Source organism: Carbonatibacter coralli, from assembly GCF_039592655.1.
Taxonomy (GTDB): Bacteria; Pseudomonadota; Alphaproteobacteria; order Kiloniellales; family Kiloniellaceae; genus Carbonatibacter; species Carbonatibacter coralli.
This window is the reverse complement of record NZ_JBBUTJ010000002.1, coordinates 180,939-198,372: the sequence shown is the minus strand read 5'-3', so window position 1 is coordinate 198,372 and position 17,434 is coordinate 180,939. Positions and strand designations below refer to the sequence as shown.

The following is a 17,434-nucleotide window of genomic DNA, read 5'->3' as shown; positions in this document are numbered from 1 at the left end:
AGGTCGGGGCTTTTTTTGTGCGTGTCGAGAGGCCGTCGGGCAATCCGGCCTGCTGTATTGTCCTGCAAAAAAGGTCTGTTGCCCGGGTAGCGCAGTGCAGGTGCAAACACACTTGAAAGAGGGAACAGAAACGATGGCAACAAGAGGTGGCCTGGAATCAGCGAAAGCTTCGGGGAGCATCGGTGACAGAAGCAAAAATGGCAGCCCCGGTGATGCAAGTGGCGAGGGCGGTTCAGGAAAAAATGACCGGAATAACCGGGGCAACAAGCCTTCCAAGGCACAGGAGAACAGGGCTGTTGCTGAAAAACCGGAAAGGGTTGCTCCTCCCGGTCCTCCCTCACCCGATGAGGAAGAGACCTTTGCCGAGCGGAACAGAAATCTGAACGATAATATCAGCTATGGCGGGAAGCTTGGCAATGGCGCAGGAACATACGATTCCGGAGCACATCCCCGCGACAGGGGGAGCTTTGCGGCCCGGGGGGTCACGCCTGGGCCGCAACTTGAAAGAGGGGGCAACAGCGTTCGTGCCACGCCTCCAACCTATTCCGGGCCAAAATCCCGACAGGGTTGGCAAACGACCCTGAACAATTGGGAGGCCAGAACCCCCGGAGTAAAGGGATACTTTTCCAGACAGGAAGATTATTTCGATGTGAACCAGTCTTTTTTCGAAGATATTGGTGAAGCGGTGCAGGGATTCTTTGGTTTTACGGAGAAGGCTCCGACTTATGATACCAATAATCTCTCAACCAGTGCCGGACTTGATTTCAGTCCGGGAGTGGCACTCGGGAATGTTGTTTCACTGGTAAACCCGATTGCCGGAGCGGTTTTGAAGACAGTCAATTCAGTTGCGGGTGATCCTTTTAAAAGTTCACTCGACAGCACGCCTGTTCAACGGTCCCAGTCTTTTGATGCACTGGGTTTCGGCCTGGGCATCGTCTCGACATTTGGAGGTCCCTATCTGAAAACCGCGGCCAGTTTGACAGAGACTGCTATCGGACTTGGCAAGGAAGTTGATCTCATTGATGAGGATTTTGGCCAGTTTTCAATTGACCAAACCGGGACACAGGCATCAGGAAGCACAAAACAGGGTGTATCCGCCAGCCGGACGGGTGATCTGCCGGAGCGTGGCGAGGGTGGTGTGAGAAGGCAGGTAGTCCGGTCGCGGACAGGATCAGCGGTTTCTGCTTCTGCATCGGCAGCTCCCGGTCGGACATCCTTCGGCCTGGGCGTGAGCCGGTCCACCAGCGCAAACCGCGGGTTTCTGGGACTGGATGAACAGGTTCCCCTTGTCGAACGACTTTATGGACGCGTGCGTTAAGTTTACAGCTTGTCGTTCCCGGGTGTTCTTGTTATGTTCTGTCCCGGATCAGTATGACCAAAGCCTCGCTTCGATGGAAGCGGGGCTTTTTTGTTGGAGAAATTCATGGCCTTGCATTCCGATGTTCTCAATCGTTATCAGGAACTGAAATCCATTCGGGAGCCGTTTCTGGCGATCTGGAAGGAAGTGGCTGCGCGGATGGACCCCTTCGGGGAGGTGTTGCGCGGCGAAAATGACAGCAAGCAGATCAGGGTGGGTGACCAGAGCCGGGTGTTCTCGTCCCGTCCCGTGCAGTCACGCGGACGCTTTGCCGCTGCGGCACAGTCGCTGGTGACACCGGCGCAGACCCGCTGGCACGGGCTGATGCCCATTGACGAGGCGCTGCAGGACAATCACGAGGTCAAAGCCTATGCGCAGGAGATGACCAAAATTTTGTTCAAGCTGCGCTATCACCCCATGAGCGGCTGGACCCGGGCGAACTATCGCATCTGGGACAGTCTGGGGACCTATGGCACCCAGTGCTTCATGCTGGAGGAAAACCTGCAGCGTACCCCGGCTGGCGAGGAGCTGCCGCCCTTCCGCTACCGCTATGTGCCGATGGCGGAAATCTGCCTGTCGGTGGATGACTGGGGCACTTATGATGCCGCCTATCGCCGCCACGCCATGAGCCTGCGCAATCTGGCCAGGGAATACGGGCCGGAGGCTCTGCCCGCCACGCTGCGCGCCAGACTGGATCAGCCGCAAAGCCTGGAAGAGCGCTTCTGGGTCATTCACGCAGTCGACCCGTCGCTGAAGGGGGTGAACACGAAGATGCCCTATCCTTCCGTACACCTGCTGGAGGGATACAACCACGTGCTGCGCGAGTCCGGCTATTACGAGTTTCCCTATTTCCCCTCGGCCTTCAATCCCATTGCAAACTCGGCCTACGGCTATGGCCCCGCGATGGCTGCCTTGCCGGATGTAAAGATGCTCAATGTGATGGTGCAGACCACAAAGGTCGCCGCCGAACAGGTGGTGCGCCCGGCCTTTGCCACCACGGAAAAGCTGACCCACCGTCTGAAGCTGACAGCCGGGGCGATCAACCCCGATCTGATCGACAAGGATGGCCGCCTGAAAATCCAGCCGCTGGTGACCGGCGCGAACCCGTCGCTGGGCGAGAGCCTGATCGACAAAACGGAAGCGCAGATCGGCAGCACCTTTTATGAGGATCTCTGGCAGATTCTGGTGAACAAGCCGAACGTCACTGCCTATGAAGCCGCTCAGCGGGCGCAGGAAAAGGGTGATCTGATCGGCCCGCCTTTCAGCCCGCAGGAAGAGATGATGGCCCGCTGTGTCCGGCGGGAGGTTTCCATTCTGGAGCGCCAGGCCCGTGACGGCATCATCGCGCTGCCACCGAAGCCTGCCATTCTGGAAGGCCGGGAACTGACACTGGACTGGCTGTCCCCGATGGCCCGTCTGCGCCGTTCCGGCGAGGTGGTCGGGATCAATCAGGTGCTGCAGCTTGGCGCTCAGATCGAGGCCTTCAGCCCCGGTGTGATGAGCCGGACCATCGACGGGGATGAAATCCTGCGCACGGTCCACGAACTTTCCGGTGCCCCGCAAAAGACCATCCGCTCCCGCCAGGAGGTGGAAGAGCGTCTGCAGGCCGAAGAGGAGCAGGCTGCCCGCGTCAGGCAACAGCAGGAGCAGACGGTTCAGCTGCAACAGGCCGGTGAGGCTGCAAGCCTGATGTCCACCCTGCAAGAGCAACAGCAGCAACAGGCACAGCAGAACCGGCAGGGAGGTGTCTGATGTTCGGACTGAACAGCAAAGGCCATCAGGCTGCACTGCTGCAGGCCTATCGCGAGATTTTTGCCAGCGAGCAGGGGCGCAGGGTTCTGGCCGATATTCTCTCCACAGCCGGAGCTTTCCGCGCATCGGAGGATATTGCGGCACTGGCCCACGACAACGGCAAGCGGGCGCTGGCCTTTGACATCGTCAACAAGGCCAGCATTCCCGAGGATATTATCAACCAACTGATGAGGGAGTCTTTCGCTGATGCGTGACGGACAGCTCTATAGCGATCAAACCGCAGACCGGATCTACACCGACCAAACCCCCGCTGATCAAAACAGCGGGGGTTTTCTGTCCGGCGCAGTGGAACAGGCCGGTGGTGAAACGGGTGGGGGAGCTTACGGCTCCTCGCACGGCGCAACCGCTGGGTCTTATGGCTCTGCGCATGGCGCAACCGCGGGACACAAAGAAGGGGCAGGTCAGCACAGCGACGCTGAACAGGACTATGCCATCGAGCTGGATGAGGACCTGGCCCCCTTTGTCGATGTGGATGCCGTCCGGTTTCTGGCCGCGCAGGTCGGCCTCAGCCCTGAACAGGCGCAGGTCATGGCCCGCATTGGTGCGGAGGCCGCGGTTGAAAACCAGCACAGGCAAGAGGCCTGGCTGCAACAGATGATCGAACGGCAGATCAGTGAAACCAAGGCAGAGCTTCATGCTGAATGGGGCGATGCCATGGTCGAGAATGTGCGCATGGCCAGCCGGGCTGTGCGTCACTATGGCGGGGAAGAGCTGGAGGCTCTCTTTGCCGAAACAGGATTGCTGAACAACCCGGTGGTTATTCGGGCATTCCACAAGGCGGGACAGGGACTGACCGAAGACTCTGCCCCCGGTTACAGCGGTCCGGGCAGGCCAAGGGCCTCGCTGGCTGACCGTCTTTATCCAACCCGTAACGAGGAGGGCTGATAATGCCAACTCTTGGAAATACCTACGTTGATTTGATTGACCTGCACTCGGCTTCTCCTGAAGGTGCGGTGATCGAATTGCTCAAGCAGGAAAACCCGATTTTGCAGGATGCGACAGCAATGGAGTGCAACAAGGGTGCCGAACACCTGCACACCATCCGCACCGGACTGCCGGAGGTTGTCTGGGGCACACTCTACAAGGGGATCCCGCAGAGCAAATCCACCACACAGCAGGTCAAGGACACAACAGGATTTCTGGAAGGCCTGTCATCCATTGACGAGCGTCTGCTGAACAACTACGCCGGCGAGCCGGAAAAGGCCAAGCTGATGCGCATGAACGAAGCCATGGGCTTTATCGAGGCGATGAACCAGAAGATGGCCTCTGCGATTTTCTATGAAAGCACAGACAGCAATGCCCTGGGCTTCAAGGGTCTGTCCCATCGCTTCAAGGTGATCGGTGGCGGCGGTTCCGGCCGTCAGGTCGTTGACGGTGGTGGTACCGGCAATGACAACACCTCGATCTGGTTCGTGACCTGGGGTGACCGCTTCACGCACATGCTCTATCCAAAGGGCACACGCGCCGGTCTGCAACGCGATGACATGGGTCGCCAGCGCGTGCTGGATGACAACGGTCACCCGTACTATGTGCTGGAAGAAAAGTTCACCTGGTTTGGCGGCATTGCCTGCAAGGATTACCGTTACAACGTGCGTGTTGCGAACATCGATGTGTCCCAGATGAAGGCGGGCAACGTCGATCTTTATGCGTTGCTGCGTCAGGGCTACTACCGCCTGCAGAACCGCAAGGTCAATCGTGGCAATGCCATGGAAGGCCGCGTGGCGATCTATTGCAACCGCAATGTTCTGGAAGCACTGGATGCACTGGCACACAACGCGGGTGCGGATGATTCCTTTGTGCGCCTGACGCCGAAGGAAATCGAGGGTCAGGAGGTTCTGACCTATCGTGGCATTCCGATCCGCGAGACCGATGCCCTTCTGAACACAGAAGAGCGCGTGCTGTCTGCGTAACAGCCGGACAAAGCGGATTGAAACAGGGACTGCCCGCAGAACAGCGGCGCAAGGTCCGACAGGTCGCTCGTGGCGGCCTTTTTTGTTGGGCAGTTCCTCACTCACGTTAATCCTAAACTCAGGGAAAAGAGAACATGATCACTTCCAAAAACCAGACCTTGTCTGACAATCAGAAGATCACGGCTGATGCGCGTTCACAGAACGTCATCGATCTGGGTCAGACCGGCACGGTCTATGGCGCCGATGCCGCGCTGGACCGTGATATCGGCAAGGGCTGCCCCGTGCCGATCCTCATTCAGGTGACAGAGGATTTCAACAACCTGACCCGACTGGACGTTTCACTTCAGGTGGACAGTGTTGAAAACTTTGCCTCCCCGAAGACCGTGGTGAGCTCCAGCATCAATCTGGCCGACCTGAAGGCGGGCCGAAAGGTGTCCTTCCAGTATCTGCCGGAGGGTGTGGATGAGCGCTATCTGTCCGTTCACTACGATGTCGTTGGTACGGCACCTTCCACAGGCAGGGTCTGGGCGGGCATCGTCGCAGGTCATCAGACAGCCTGATCCCCATGACAGCCCGAAAGGCTTCTGCATCCACGCGGAAGGCTGCCCCTGAACAGTCCGTTTCCGAAAAGCCTGCCGTGAGCAGAACGGTCCGGAAAAAAGCGGACGTGAACCGGACAGCGTCCGATGGAGCGGCGTCCGCCAGGGCCGTTTCCGGTGCGGTTGCTTCCGGAAGATCGGCCGCAGGACGCCGGAAAAAGGTCATACAGGCGAAAAGACATATCTGTATTCGCACCTGTTTCTGGCAAAGCCGTGTCTGGTCTGTGGGGGAGGTGATGGAGGCATCCGGTGAGGTGCCCCGTCACTTCGAACGTCTCACACCGGATCAGTGAACCGGCCTGTCGTGAGGAGCCTGTCCCCGGTTTTCAGGAACCCGGGCAGGCCGAAGGGAGCGTCTGTGACCATCAGGCGTCCCTGCAACAGAGGGGAGGAGCTGCCATTGGCGGTTCCTCCCTTTTTCTTCTTTCTTCCAACTTTTGAGGTGATGCCATGACCAGCAAGGTTGCCCTTTGCAACGATGCCCTTCTGCTGCTGGGCGACAAGATCATCACGGATCTGAACGAAAACACGCCACAGGCCCGCGCGTGCAAGACCGTCTATGACGGAGCCCTGCGCACCCTGCTGGTGTCCTGGCCCTGGGGCTGTGCGATCCGTCGGGCCCTGCTGCCGCAATCAGCAGAACAGAGCGCATTCGGGACGAGCAATGCCTATCTGCGCCTGCCTGATGATCTCAAGCTTTTGCCGCTGACCGAAAACGGGGAGAGGGACGGCGAACCTGTGCCCTACAGCATTGAGGGCCGCTTTGTTCACACAACGCTGGAGGCCCCGCTGCGGGTGCGTTACATCACCAGCCTGCTTGAGCCGGTCGACATGCCGCCCGCCCTTTACGACTGTCTGGCAGCTCTGCTGGCCGTCAGGTTGAGCGAAAAGCTCACAGGTTCCAAGAACAAGCTCAATTCCATGAACGCCATCTATCAGCAGCGCATGCGCGAGGCCGTGATGGCGGACAGCTTTGAGCGCAGTGCCGAGGAGATCGAGGTGGGTTCCTGGCTGGAGGCACGCCATGCCAGCCAGAATTAGAACCTTCCAGGCCAACTTTACCAGGGGCGAGCTTTCGCCGTTCCTGCAGGCTCGTGAAACGGCGGAGCTCTATGCCGCAGGGCTGGAGATCTGCGAGAACTTCATGCCGCTCTATCACGGTGGACTGACCCGTCGTCCCGGCACACGCTTTGTCGCCAACACCAAATATCCCGGTCGTTTCAGCCGTCTGATCACCTTCGAGTATTCGACGGAGGATACCTATGTGATCGAGATCGGGCACGAGTACATGCGGTTTTTCCGCAACTTCGCAGTGATCGAGGACCCGAACAACGCCGGACAACCCTACGAACTGGCCAGTCCCTACACGGAAGAACAGCTGCGCGCCCTGCGTTTCGAGCAGGATGACAACTCGATTTTTCTGGTGCACCGGGACCACCCGCCCAAGGAGCTGAAGCGGACCAACCATGCGGACTGGTCGCTCAGCGATATCTCCTTTACGAACAAGCCATCCGAGTGGAAGGCCGGAAACTATCCGCAGCTTGTGTCCTTTTTCCAGCAGCGCTCCGTTTTCTCGGCCACACCGGAACAGCCGCAGACCTTCTGGCTGTCGAAGTCGGGGGAACCCAAGACCCTGACCCAGGGCACGGATGATGATTCCGGCTTCAAGGTCACGCTGAAATCCGGCGGGGTGAACTCCCTGCGCTTTACACTGGACGGGGATTCCATCCTGGTGGGTACAGCCGGGGGCACGCGTGTTCTGGGACCGTCGGGCGGCAACGGTGTCATGACCATCCGCTCGCTGGACAACAAGCCGCAAACGGAAACCGGTGTCGGGGAAGTGGCACCGATCAAGATCGGTTCCGCTGCGCTTTTTGTCTCCAAGGACCGGCGTGGCCTGCACGAGATGCAGTTCTACTTTGAAAAGAACCGTTATGAATCTCCGGCCCTGACCGAGCTGTCGGAACACATCACGGGTACCGGGGTGAAGGAACTGGCCTACACACAGTTCCCGCTGTCCTATGTCTGGATGGTGCGCGACGACGGACAGCTGGTGTCCGTGACCTATCACCGTCAGCAGCAGGTTGTCTCCTTCGCCCGTCACAAGCTGGGTGGACGGACCGCAGACCGTGACTGGGGAGAGGTGGAAAGCATCACCGCTGCCTTCCAGGAGGAACGCGAGGTGCTGTGGCTGTCGGTCAAGCGCCGAATCAACGGTGCGGATGTCCGCCATATCGAATACATGGAAGCCCGCTTTGACAGCACGCTTCACAAAAAGGAAGACGCCTATTTCGTCGATTGTGGCGGAACCTACGAGGGAGAGCCTGCCCAGCAGGTCAGCGGCTTTGCCCATCTTGTCGGGGAACAGGTCGACATTCTTGCTGACGGTGCGGTGCTGCCGCAGGTGACTGTTGCCGGTGATGGCACTGTGACCCTGCCCAACAACCGTTCCGGCCGGAAGATTACAGTCGGCCTGCACTCGCGTGCCAGCCTGCGCAGCCTGACCCCGCCGACCCCTGCAGAGGGTGGTCCGGGCCATGGCAAGAAAAAGCGGGCCATTCGCATGGGGGTCCAGTTGCTGGACAGCGGTGTGCTGGATTACGGGCCGGACCCGGACAATCTGAGCGAGCATTCCTTCCGCACCAGTGAAGTGCCTCTTGGCTCGGTCGTGGGGCTTTACAGCGGCTATCTCGAAATTCCACAGGATGACGGTTTTTCCGATGAGGGGCGGGTCTGGATCAGGGCGGCGCAACCGCTGCCACTGACCATTCGCGCCATCGTCACGGACATTGAAGCAGAGGGCTAGATAATATGGGTTTTTTCAAAGCATTGGGGGAGTTCCTGGGTGGACCTTCGGGCGTGTCCTCCCTGTTGGGGGCCGGGTCGGCAATCTTTCAGGCCACGCAGCAGCGCAAGGCCGCAAAGGAAAACGCAAAGCGTGCCCGCCAGCAAGCGGCCGAGCAGGCCGCCGCAAAACAGCGGGAAGTACAGCGACTTGTGGGGTCACAGCGGGCTGCCTTTGCAGCCTCCGGTGTGCAGATCGATGACGACACGCCGGGCCTCGTGATCCGGGAAACCCGTGCGCTGGGGCAGCAGGATGTGAACCGCATTCTTGCCTATGGTGAGGCACAGGCCAGATCCTACAAACGCCAGGGACGCAACGCGCTGATCGGCGGCGCTCTCTCGGCAGGCTCCGGCCTGCTGGGCGGTTTCGCCGACAACCGTTTGATGGTCGAAAAATACGGGAAGTCTGTTCATAGCTGGAGCTTTCCCGGAGGAGAGAACTAATGGTGCAGGTGAGAGACAATCTGGGACTGGGGACTGTTTCCTCTGTTGGTGAGCTGCCATCGGATGGCAGCGAATATCTGGCCCGGGGGCTGCAGGACGCCACATCCACGGCAAGCCGCGTTGCCCGGTTGATGCAGGATGAAAACATCCGCAAGCGCAATGCGCAGTTCAACAACAAGCGTCTCGACAATGACCGGGCGTTGAACACGGCCAGTGTCGAGGGCATTCGCGTTGCGGCTGAAGCCCCGGATTTTGCGGTGCAGGATTTTGAAACGGTCGAGGCGGCATTCCTCAAGAACTTTGAAGAGCGCCACAGGGCGCTGAAACAGGCAATGGGGCTGCAGGGTTCACTGGAAGAAGAGCAGATTGATGCGGACTATGACGTCAAGAAGCAGTTCGCGCTCGGCGTGTTGAAACAGCAGCATGACGCCGCTGTTTTCGGTCATCGTGACGGCGTTCTCAATCAGGCCTTTGAAGACAGTCTCGAGGGTCTGAGACAGGCTCCGGAAAACCTTGTGGCGGCCCTGGAGACGCAAAGCGCAAAGCTTGAGCCTTTTCGCCATGACATGACGGAAGAGGAATTCCGGACACGATCCCGTTCCGAAACCGCAGCCCATCTTGCCACGGCGGTTGGAAGCTATATCGAACGTGGTGATTACGGGGCGGCCAGGCAGCTTCTGGCCGGGACTGATCCAAAGACAGGAAGCCATATTCCGGTCGGGCTCTATCTGGACGAGGGGGATGTGCAGTCCCTTGGTGAGACGGTCCGGCAGCTGGAACAGGAGGACGAGCGGGATCGGCGTCAGGACGCTGAAACGCAAAGGGTGCTTGAAAACAGCCTTTCAGCAGAGGACGCCAAACGACAGATCCGTGAAACAGTTGCTGCGGAAGACCGGGAAGAGGTAGAACGCAGGGTCGCAGAACAGCAGGAATTGCTGGAAGCGAGCGAGCGTCGCGAGAGCCAAAGATTTGCAAACGAGATGTGGGAGCGTTCCTGGGCCGGCGCGATCCCGCCTCTCGTATGGAGGGGGATGCCGGCAGAGTTGCAGCAGGCCATTCGCAAGGATCAGGCCCGTGTGCGCAGGATGCTGGCCGAGGATCCCTCCTATGATCACAGCGCGCGGGCGTCTTTTCCGGAAACGCTCCGGGAAATCCGGAATTACGATGCCGAAGCTTTTAAAACGCTTGATCTGACGCCCTATCGCGGTGCTCTTTCAGAGGCTGACTATTCCGGATTTGTGCAGGAGCAGCGCGATCTGCGTCAGGGCAAAGTCAATCCGGATGCCCGACAGGACCTGTTCGACGAGGTGGTCGGCCTTTACCGCAACCAGTTCAGGCATATGGTTCACGAAGCGGACAATTTCGAGAGGCAGATGGAGGCCTTCCGGGCGCAGGAGGCACGCGAGGGACGACCAATCAATCGCGCGGATCTTTTGAAAAGGGCACGGGAACTGCAGCCAGGTCTGACCGGGGAGCTCGGCTTCAGGGAAGAGGACTTCCTGAGCGAGGCGGAGAGATCCCGGAGGCGGAGTGAGCAGGAAGCGAAAGTTTTGTTCGAGGCCCGCAAGAAGGCGCAGCTCTATTCGCCTGTTTATAACAATGATCGTATCCATGGCTCTCTTGCACCTGAGTTGCGACCCGTTTCGGAAGTTCACAGAAAACTGGTCGATGAGCATGCGGTTGTCTTCCGTTCCCTTCTTGATGAAAGCGAAAAACAGGGAAGAAATATTACGCCGGAATTCACACAGGCGCTGGCTGACAGTTTGTATGAAGAAGTTGACTACAGGGATGCAGACGGTGAATCGAGAAGAGGCTATCTTTTCAAGATCATCGGCGGACCGGAACTGGAAAGCGCCGAGATCGGGGAACTGCTGGAACAATCTGCTGATACAGCTGTGGCTTCCCTGCTTGTGCCGGAATTGAAAGACAAATCCGTATACCTGAATGTCGCTTTGTCCCGTCTGGATCAGAGAAATCAGGCGTTCTCTGTCTCGAACATCAGGCAACAGCTGATTGATGAGGCCTATTACGCAAGATTGTGGGGGACTGCTCCCGAGCGTGTTGATCGCATTGCAAGGGCAATTGGTTCCTTCAGGGAAACGGATGGTACGCCAGTGGCTGTCCTTCAAAATCCACTGAATTTGTCAAATCCTGAAGTGATCAGGGTCAGCAGGCTGATTGACCAGGCGGAAGGAGGAAAAGACAGGGAGCTGTCTGCTGACGAGATCGGGAGTCTGATCAAAAAAAACGGATTGCCGGAAAAGTGGGCAAATGAGGTTTCCGATCAGGGTGTGTCTGATCGTCTCGGGGCTGCGCTGGATCGTGGATACGCCAAAAGTGAAATCAACAGGGTTGCTTTCGACATTATAGCTTCGGGTGACAGTTCCCAAAGAAGGGACAGCATTGAAGAGTTCAGTAAACTGGCTGGGACTACAGATCAGGGAACTGATTTTACAGGCAATATTCTTGTTCCTCTTTTTGAAGAGTTCGGATCGGTTTTCCAGTCTGAAACCAACTCTTTAACCGCGGGTATGGTGGCTGGTGGCTCTGCTGCTGCGATTGCCCTTCTGCTGGGGCAGGCCGGGCCCCAGGCCCTGTTCCCGGAGGAGCTTTTTACAGTACCGGGCTTTGCCGTGTCTGCTTTTACTGCAGCCTATAAAACCAGCAATGCGTTTGAAAACTTCAAGTCTGTCAGTGGTGAAACCTATCTTGATCTGGAAAGAATGATACAGAATGGGGAGAGTCATTTAAGCCGGGAAGAAGCTGTTAACCTGTCTTTTGGTGTTGGCGCTGTTGCGACTATTGTTGGTGTGGTGTCCCTGCCGGGGATTAACAGTGCGATTGCGAAGAAATCAGGTGCTGTTTTGCGGAGCGGCTTGAAAAAAGCCTTGAAAAATCCGGATCTTCAGAAAGCCTTTGCACAGATGGGGGCAGATTACGCTGCATCTGTTACAGAACAGGGGGCCCAGGCACTGATAAACGAAATGACTGCTCTGGTTGGACGAGAGTTTGCTGCAGCAGTGAATGAAGGTGGCTTCAATGAAGCCCGTGCAGAAGAGATGTGGTTGAATGTTGCCAGAAAATTTGCAACGTCGACTGTGACAAAAATTCCTGAAACAGCTGTAAAACAAATGGTTTCCGGAGTTCCTCTCAGAAGGTAACAGAAAAAGCGGTACTGCTCTGAGCGTTTTCGGGCAGTACCGGGTTTTCTGTCATTTTCTGTAATTGAAAGCCGGTGTTTCGGAAATCAATCGAAATGAATGTTCCTGTATTGTTCTCAATATTGTTCAAGAGACCAGAAGGAACAGCAATGAATTATTTCCAGGAACACTGGCAGGGAAAACAGGGGCTTGCGCAATCTGTTTTTGTCAATTTTGTCCTGCTTCATGCCGTGTTGGCTTTTGTGGCTTTTCTTGTGATTCAGAACTATGCCGGACCGGAGGTGTTTCAGAGTGAGGAGGGGTGGTTTGAGTTTTTGATCACAGTGCTGGTCGGTTTCATCTTTGGCGAGGGATTGATCCTGGCAACACTGGTTCTGGTGCTTCTTGTTGTGATCAATATCTGGTCAATGGTCGGAATCTGGCAGTCTGCCGTGCGGCTTAAAAGGGAAAAGCCCCAGTTCGGCGTCTGGTCCATACTGGCCCAGATCCTGGTGATTGTTGTTGTTCTCGTGACGATTGACAGGCTGGGGTCATGGATTGGCTTCCTCTACGTACAGCAGGCATTTATGTCTGCAGTTGGAAAGCAATGACAGGGAGAAATCAGGAATGACCCGTTCTGCAAATCAGACTGACACCCGCAAGCAGGGACAGAAGATGGACTATTTTTCAAGACACTGGCGAGGGGAATTCGGGGTCAGGCGTTCTGTGCTTGTCAACTTTCTCCTGGCAAATGTCCTGTTTGTTCTGGCCTTGTTTCTTGTCCTCAGGCTTGTCGGGTTTGAAAACCTCACAAATCCCGCTGTTTTGATGAAGTTTGCTGAATTTCTGGCCTTCAATCTGGGGGGCGGGGATTTGACGATAGAAGTCTGCAGTGTTTTGATGGCTCTTGTGGCGCTGAATGTCTGGTCCATGGTGGGACTCTGGCGAAAGGCAGCACGCTGCAAGGCTGAAAACGGCATTGATTCGGCCCTTTATCAACTGGCTTTTCTGGCTCAGGGGCTGGCTGTTGCTGTCTTTGCCTTTGCTGCTCTTATCACTGCGCTGGCGGCTTTCTTCCTCTATATCAAGCTGCGCCTGTTCATTCTGTATCTGCTTGTTATCTGGCAGCTTTAGGGAGCGGTTTTGCTGTTCCGGACAATCGGAGTTCAGGAGCGGACAACATTGAAAAGACAGATGTTCACATCTTGTTCTCTTGGAGGGATTGGGCTATAGTCAGTCCCGGATCAATACGACCAGAGGCCTGCCGTTTTCGGCGGGCCTTTTTTATTGGAGATTTCTCATGACCCTTGCGAATTCCAAACGCCGGAATGATCATTCCGGTGATGGATCAACTGTGGCCTTTGCTGTGACCTTCCGTTTTCTGGAAGCCGGGCATCTCAGGGTGGTTCTCACTGATGCGAACGGCGGTGAAAGTGAAGGTGTGATCGCCTCTGTCTCCGGTGTTGGCGATGCCAATGGCGGCGTGGTCACCCTGACCTCGGCACCTGCGGCCGGTGTGACCGTCACCATTCTGGGCAGCACGCCCCTGACGCAGGAAACAGACTTTGAAACAGGCGGAGCCATGCCCGAAGAGGTGGTCGAGGTGGCGCTCGACAAAATCACCATGCAGCAGCAGGAACAGGCTGAAAAGCTGGATCGCGCCGTTTCCCTGCCGGAGGGTTACAGCGGGGATGAGCTGCAGTTTCCTGTCCCCCAGAGCGGCAAGGGTATCAAGTTCGACGACAGTGGAAAGCTGGTGACAACAGACAGCGACATTGATGCTGCGGTGGCCTCTGCCCTTGCCTCGGCCCAGTCTGCCAGCGAGAGCCAGTCCGTGGCTTCTTCTGCCGCCAGCCAGGCCCAGAGTGCAGCCCTGATCGCCCAGCAAAGCGCAGGGGTCGTTTCCGATGCCACACCAACCCACGCCGGCAAGGTCTTCACAGCTTCACCAAGCGATATCGAACAGGGCAATGCCGGTCATGTCGTGGACGCCGCCCAGCTGAAAGCCCTCAGGGATGCGACAACCGCAAAAGACACCGAACTCACCACCGGGATCCAGAACGCCGGCATCAAGGCCCTCAAGTGCAAACGCCTCATGAACACCTGGCAACCGAGTTCCTGTACAAGCATTTCAACCTACTGGATTATGGAAGATGGCTCTGTCAGGGCTTCAGGATATACAGATGGTCATGATTCCCTTGCCCAGGGATATTTTGGTTATCACACATCATTGCCTCTCCATATCTCGCGTCCACATGGCCTTGCAGGAACACCTGAGCAAGTTGTGGCAGGGCGTTCATCTTTCGCAATTCTTACGGACGAAGGTGATATCTGCATGTGGGGGTTCAATGGTGATGGTCAGCTTGGTGATGGCTCGACGACAAATCGAAAGCATGCCGTTTTGCTTTCTCCTGTGATCGGTCCTCGTTCAGGAATTTCAGGAAGGAAAGTTATTAAACTGGTCCATAGCTCCAGTGCAGATAATTTTCGGATGTCCTGGTATGCCCTTTGTGAAAATGGCGAAATCTGGTCATGGGGTTACAATGGTTATGGTCAATTGGGTGTTGGCAGCACATCCAGCAGTTCAACTCCTGTACAGATGGTTGGCACTGACGATCAGCCGGTTACCAACGCTAAGGATGTAGTCGCTGCTGGTGGTCAGTACGGTCGTGTACTCGTTGTGTTGGAAGACAATTCTGTTCTGGCAGCAGGTTATAATCATAACTATGGTCTTGGTTTGCCAGCCAATAATACGAACTATAACAAGTTGACTGCACCTCCAAATCTTCCCTCCGGTGTTGCTGTCAAAAAGATTGATGCGCATGGGTTCGTGAACGTCGGTGCTGCGGGTGTTCTTTATGAGGATGGTCGTCTTTTTATGGCTGGATACGGTGCTTATGGTATCCATGGTGTTAATACAACCAACAACAACAAGTTTACAGAGGTCACCAGCCTTTCCGGTAATGTCAGGGATTTCTGGCTCTGCGGAGGGAATAACTTCCCACACGCCTTTGCAACGTTGAATGATGGAAGTTTTTACGCCTGGGGTCTGGGTAATGTTGGTCAGTTGGGGAACAGCGGTTCTTCTTCTGCGAACACAACACCTGTCAAAATCACTGTTGCTGGCAATGAGACACCAAATGTGATCAAGGCCTGTTCCGGTGGTCAGGAAGCCAGTGGAAGTTACTATCAGACAAGCTTTATCCTGACACAGGACGGGCGCTGTTTTGTGGCGGGGCGATATCCTTACGGCTGGGGTGGTTCTGCCTCTTCTCTTATCAACGAATTCCGCGAGTGGCTTTATCCGACAGGTTCGGGAAATATTGTGGATATTGTATCTGGTGGGCGTTCAAGCAGTCCGCTTTTCAGTGCCCTTGACAAGGACGGTGTTGCCCTTGGAGCCGGTTATAACAGCAATGGCGAAACTGGCTTGGGTCATACCAATGCCTCGACTGTCCCTCAAAAAGTGAGGTTCTAGGATGCCAATTCATTTCAGTTGTGAAATAGAGGCTCACAGTTTCGCCTTTCGCCTGAAGAGCGAAGAGGAAAAAGGGACGCGTCTGGAAAACAAAACCGGTTTCACTAAACATCTGTCAGCAGCAGAGGAGAGCCTGGCGTGATTGAGAACACACCAAAGGAGTGGACGACGCTCTGGAACAGTCTTCTCGGGCTTTTGCCTGTTGCTTTCATTGCCCGGCTCCTGGTTCACAACAAGCTTGTGAAGGCCGGGCATCGTCGTTTCTGGTCCATGGCACTGGTCTGGGAATTGCCGACGGCCATTTTCTGTGCGGTGGTTGGCGGTGCGCTGGCCAATCACTTTCAGCTTGAAGGCATGGTCACCCATGGCGTTGTCGGCGCGGTGGGGTGGCTTGGGCCGCGTGGTGTCGAGGTTCTGGCCGCGCAGTGCCTGCTGAAATCCGGCCAGCAGAAATCAACCCGGCAGGATGCGGGAGCAAGGGGCAATGGCAATGATGGACACTAGCCCCGACTGGTCGCTTTATCCGGATTTTTCCCGCGAAGAGTTCGTCTGTTCCTGTGGCTGCAACCGTGCAGAGATGCAACCGGCTTTTCTTGAGCGTTTGCAGGCCCTGCGCAACCGTGTCGGACCTTTGAAGGTGACCAGCGGATTTCGTTGCGAACAGCATCCTGTCGAAGCCCGAAAATCGAAACCCGGGGCCCATGCCTTTGGTCTGGCAGCGGATGTCAGGGCCATGCAGGCCGGGCGCTATGCCGTGGTTCTGGCCGCCTTTGACCAGGAGTTCAGAGGCATCGGCGTGGCCAGAAACTTTGTCCATCTCGATGTTGGGCATCCGCATCAGGCCCGACCGGCGCTGTGGTCCTACTGACTGATTGTCCTGATCGCAAAAGTGTAACCCGCTCTGCCTGTGCAGGGCTTTTTTTATGAGGAAAATCTGATGAACAAGGGAATTACCGGACCCGGACGCTGGTTGCTTGCAGGTCTTTCGCTGTTGGCTGTCAGTGCCTGTGGTTCGTTGCCCGGCGTGTCTCAGCAGGGGCGCGCAGGGATCGCGGACTGGCATGTTACCTTCAATCCGGAGACCGGCCATGTCGAAGAGGCCCGGATTATCGATGGCAAGGAAAAGGCCGATGTCGCCTTTGAAGTTGATCTCAGGGCGGGGACGGCCCGCTATTCGGCCCGCGGGGTAAAGGCCTTTGACGGTCAGAAAGCCCGCGCCCTGCTGGAAGCCGAGATCAGCGAGGATGCGAAGGAAGCTGTTCCGGGAATTGTCGACAGGGTTGTCGGGACGCTTGAAAAGGGCCTTTGAGGCTGAAGGGCAAAAGACAGAATTCAACAGGTCCAGACAGGGCAGGTCCGCAAGGATCTGTCCTTTTTTCTTTCAGGAGGCAGGAGATGCAACAGCAATGGCAAATCAGGGCGGAAGGTGTGCAGCAACCGGGCATTCTTGTCCGTGTGCTGAACAATGGGGCGGAAAACTTTGTTACCCATGTCCGCCATGAGGTCAGGGGGCCAAGGGACAGGCACTTTGTCATCCCGGCCGGGTTCCGGTTTGATTTTGCATCCATTCCTGCTGCAGGGCGCTGGTTTATCAGCAGGACAGATGCCAGGATCACCCGTGCCGCGATGGTGCATGACTGGCTGTATGACAGGCGCCTGGGGAGCCGCAAGGTGGCAGATGATATCTTTCTGGAAATCATGGCGGAAGACGGGATGCCTGTGATCAAGCGCCGGGTGGCATGGCTTGCTGTGCGCCTCGGAGGCGGGCGCGCCTGGCGCAACTGATCTGTCAGGAAGCTCCGGGTCTTTGTGCTGCTGCAGTAAAGCTCCTGCCCGAAACAGGAAGAGAA

The 17,434-nt window shown here is 56.6% G+C and carries 18 protein-coding genes; all 18 read left to right on the top strand.

Translation table 11 applies throughout. The features are described from left to right. Positions 1–133 precede the first annotated feature (133 nt). The 18 genes from AAAH10_RS06405 (at position 134) to AAAH10_RS06320 (ending at position 17,369) form a co-directional block, all read left to right on the top strand. Complete coding sequence (locus tag AAAH10_RS06405) at positions 134–1,318, top strand: hypothetical protein (protein WP_343561738.1); 1,185 nt, start codon at positions 134–136, stop codon at positions 1,316–1,318. 105 nt (positions 1,319–1,423) lie between these two features. Then, positions 1,424–3,109, top strand: a complete 1,686-nt coding sequence (locus tag AAAH10_RS06400; RefSeq protein WP_343561736.1) for a portal protein — start codon at positions 1,424–1,426, stop codon at positions 3,107–3,109. After that, positions 3,109–3,363 (top strand): Bbp19 family protein, encoded by a 255-nt coding sequence (locus tag AAAH10_RS06395; RefSeq protein WP_343561734.1) that lies wholly within the window; start codon positions 3,109–3,111, stop codon positions 3,361–3,363. The genes AAAH10_RS06400 and AAAH10_RS06395 overlap by 1 nt, the downstream gene beginning before the upstream one ends. Further along, positions 3,356–4,054 (top strand): hypothetical protein, encoded by a 699-nt coding sequence (locus AAAH10_RS06390; protein WP_343561732.1) that lies wholly within the window; start codon positions 3,356–3,358, stop codon positions 4,052–4,054. The genes AAAH10_RS06395 and AAAH10_RS06390 overlap by 8 nt, the downstream gene beginning before the upstream one ends. 2 nt (positions 4,055–4,056) lie before the next feature. Then, positions 4,057–5,079, top strand: a complete 1,023-nt coding sequence (locus tag AAAH10_RS06385) for a major capsid protein (RefSeq protein WP_343561730.1) — start codon at positions 4,057–4,059, stop codon at positions 5,077–5,079. 134 nt (positions 5,080–5,213) lie between these two features. Continuing rightward, a complete protein-coding gene (locus AAAH10_RS06380) occupies positions 5,214–5,639 on the top strand; it encodes a Bbp16 family capsid cement protein (RefSeq protein ID WP_343561728.1) in 426 nt (141 codons plus the stop codon). A gap of 5 nt (positions 5,640–5,644) precedes the next feature. After that, the gene (locus AAAH10_RS06375; protein WP_343561726.1) at positions 5,645–5,971 is read left to right on the top strand and encodes a hypothetical protein; all 327 of its coding nucleotides are present in this window, start codon (positions 5,645–5,647) and stop codon (positions 5,969–5,971) included. A 157-nt stretch (positions 5,972–6,128) separates the two neighbouring features. Further along, positions 6,129–6,719, top strand: coding sequence for a phage connector family protein (locus AAAH10_RS06370; RefSeq protein WP_343561724.1), 591 nt, complete (start codon positions 6,129–6,131; stop codon positions 6,717–6,719). Then, entirely contained in the window at positions 6,703–8,484 is a 1,782-nt protein-coding gene (locus AAAH10_RS06365; protein WP_343561722.1) for a phage tail protein, read from the top strand. The genes AAAH10_RS06370 and AAAH10_RS06365 overlap by 17 nt, the downstream gene beginning before the upstream one ends. Positions 8,485–8,489: 5 nt before the next feature. Then, the gene (locus tag AAAH10_RS06360) at positions 8,490–8,966 is read left to right on the top strand and encodes a hypothetical protein (RefSeq protein WP_343561719.1); all 477 of its coding nucleotides are present in this window, start codon (positions 8,490–8,492) and stop codon (positions 8,964–8,966) included. Next, the gene (locus AAAH10_RS06355) at positions 8,966–12,127 is read left to right on the top strand and encodes a hypothetical protein (protein ID WP_343561717.1); all 3,162 of its coding nucleotides are present in this window, start codon (positions 8,966–8,968) and stop codon (positions 12,125–12,127) included. The genes AAAH10_RS06360 and AAAH10_RS06355 overlap by 1 nt, the downstream gene beginning before the upstream one ends. Positions 12,128–12,276: 149 nt before the next feature. Beyond that, the gene (locus AAAH10_RS06350; protein ID WP_343561715.1) at positions 12,277–12,717 is read left to right on the top strand and encodes a hypothetical protein; all 441 of its coding nucleotides are present in this window, start codon (positions 12,277–12,279) and stop codon (positions 12,715–12,717) included. Positions 12,718–12,733: 16 nt separating this feature from the next. After that, positions 12,734–13,240: a hypothetical protein gene (locus AAAH10_RS06345; RefSeq protein WP_343561713.1), complete on the top strand. Its 507-nt coding sequence runs from the start codon at positions 12,734–12,736 to the stop codon at positions 13,238–13,240. A 166-nt stretch (positions 13,241–13,406) separates the two neighbouring features. Beyond that, positions 13,407–15,584: a hypothetical protein gene (locus AAAH10_RS06340; protein WP_343561711.1), complete on the top strand. Its 2,178-nt coding sequence runs from the start codon at positions 13,407–13,409 to the stop codon at positions 15,582–15,584. Positions 15,585–15,722: 138 nt separating this feature from the next. After that, positions 15,723–16,088 carry a phage holin family protein gene (locus tag AAAH10_RS06335; RefSeq protein WP_343561709.1) on the top strand — a complete coding sequence of 122 codons (366 nt, stop codon included), beginning with the start codon at positions 15,723–15,725 and terminating at the stop codon, positions 16,086–16,088. After that, positions 16,075–16,452, top strand: coding sequence for a D-Ala-D-Ala carboxypeptidase family metallohydrolase (locus AAAH10_RS06330; protein WP_343561707.1), 378 nt, complete (start codon positions 16,075–16,077; stop codon positions 16,450–16,452). The genes AAAH10_RS06335 and AAAH10_RS06330 overlap by 14 nt, the downstream gene beginning before the upstream one ends. Positions 16,453–16,521: 69 nt before the next feature. Continuing rightward, positions 16,522–16,893: a hypothetical protein gene (locus AAAH10_RS06325; RefSeq protein WP_343561705.1), complete on the top strand. Its 372-nt coding sequence runs from the start codon at positions 16,522–16,524 to the stop codon at positions 16,891–16,893. Positions 16,894–16,979: 86 nt separating this feature from the next. After that, the gene (locus tag AAAH10_RS06320; RefSeq protein WP_343561703.1) at positions 16,980–17,369 is read left to right on the top strand and encodes a DUF1353 domain-containing protein; all 390 of its coding nucleotides are present in this window, start codon (positions 16,980–16,982) and stop codon (positions 17,367–17,369) included. The last annotated feature ends 65 nt before the right edge of the window (positions 17,370–17,434 follow it).

What these genes read in the sequence shown, in the direction of transcription:
- AAAH10_RS06325 (WP_343561705.1), top strand. Translation starts at nt 16,522, where the DNA reads ATGAACAAGGGAATTACCGGACCCGGACGCTGGTTGCTTGCAGGTCTT.
- AAAH10_RS06405 (WP_343561738.1), top strand. Translation starts at nt 134, where the DNA reads ATGGCAACAAGAGGTGGCCTGGAATCAGCGAAAGCTTCGGGGAGCATC.
- AAAH10_RS06400 (WP_343561736.1), top strand. Translation starts at nt 1,424, where the DNA reads ATGGCCTTGCATTCCGATGTTCTCAATCGTTATCAGGAACTGAAATCC.
- AAAH10_RS06380 (WP_343561728.1), top strand. Translation starts at nt 5,214, where the DNA reads ATGATCACTTCCAAAAACCAGACCTTGTCTGACAATCAGAAGATCACG.
- AAAH10_RS06345 (WP_343561713.1), top strand. Translation starts at nt 12,734, where the DNA reads ATGACCCGTTCTGCAAATCAGACTGACACCCGCAAGCAGGGACAGAAG.
- AAAH10_RS06355 (WP_343561717.1), top strand. Translation starts at nt 8,966, where the DNA reads ATGGTGCAGGTGAGAGACAATCTGGGACTGGGGACTGTTTCCTCTGTT.
- AAAH10_RS06390 (WP_343561732.1), top strand. Translation starts at nt 3,356, where the DNA reads ATGCGTGACGGACAGCTCTATAGCGATCAAACCGCAGACCGGATCTAC.
- AAAH10_RS06365 (WP_343561722.1), top strand. Translation starts at nt 6,703, where the DNA reads ATGCCAGCCAGAATTAGAACCTTCCAGGCCAACTTTACCAGGGGCGAG.
- AAAH10_RS06375 (WP_343561726.1), top strand. Translation starts at nt 5,645, where the DNA reads ATGACAGCCCGAAAGGCTTCTGCATCCACGCGGAAGGCTGCCCCTGAA.
- AAAH10_RS06360 (WP_343561719.1), top strand. Translation starts at nt 8,490, where the DNA reads ATGGGTTTTTTCAAAGCATTGGGGGAGTTCCTGGGTGGACCTTCGGGC.
- AAAH10_RS06350 (WP_343561715.1), top strand. Translation starts at nt 12,277, where the DNA reads ATGAATTATTTCCAGGAACACTGGCAGGGAAAACAGGGGCTTGCGCAA.
- AAAH10_RS06385 (WP_343561730.1), top strand. Translation starts at nt 4,057, where the DNA reads ATGCCAACTCTTGGAAATACCTACGTTGATTTGATTGACCTGCACTCG.
- AAAH10_RS06330 (WP_343561707.1), top strand. Translation starts at nt 16,075, where the DNA reads ATGATGGACACTAGCCCCGACTGGTCGCTTTATCCGGATTTTTCCCGC.
- AAAH10_RS06320 (WP_343561703.1), top strand. Translation starts at nt 16,980, where the DNA reads ATGCAACAGCAATGGCAAATCAGGGCGGAAGGTGTGCAGCAACCGGGC.
- AAAH10_RS06395 (WP_343561734.1), top strand. Translation starts at nt 3,109, where the DNA reads ATGTTCGGACTGAACAGCAAAGGCCATCAGGCTGCACTGCTGCAGGCC.
- AAAH10_RS06370 (WP_343561724.1), top strand. Translation starts at nt 6,129, where the DNA reads ATGACCAGCAAGGTTGCCCTTTGCAACGATGCCCTTCTGCTGCTGGGC.
- AAAH10_RS06340 (WP_343561711.1), top strand. Translation starts at nt 13,407, where the DNA reads ATGACCCTTGCGAATTCCAAACGCCGGAATGATCATTCCGGTGATGGA.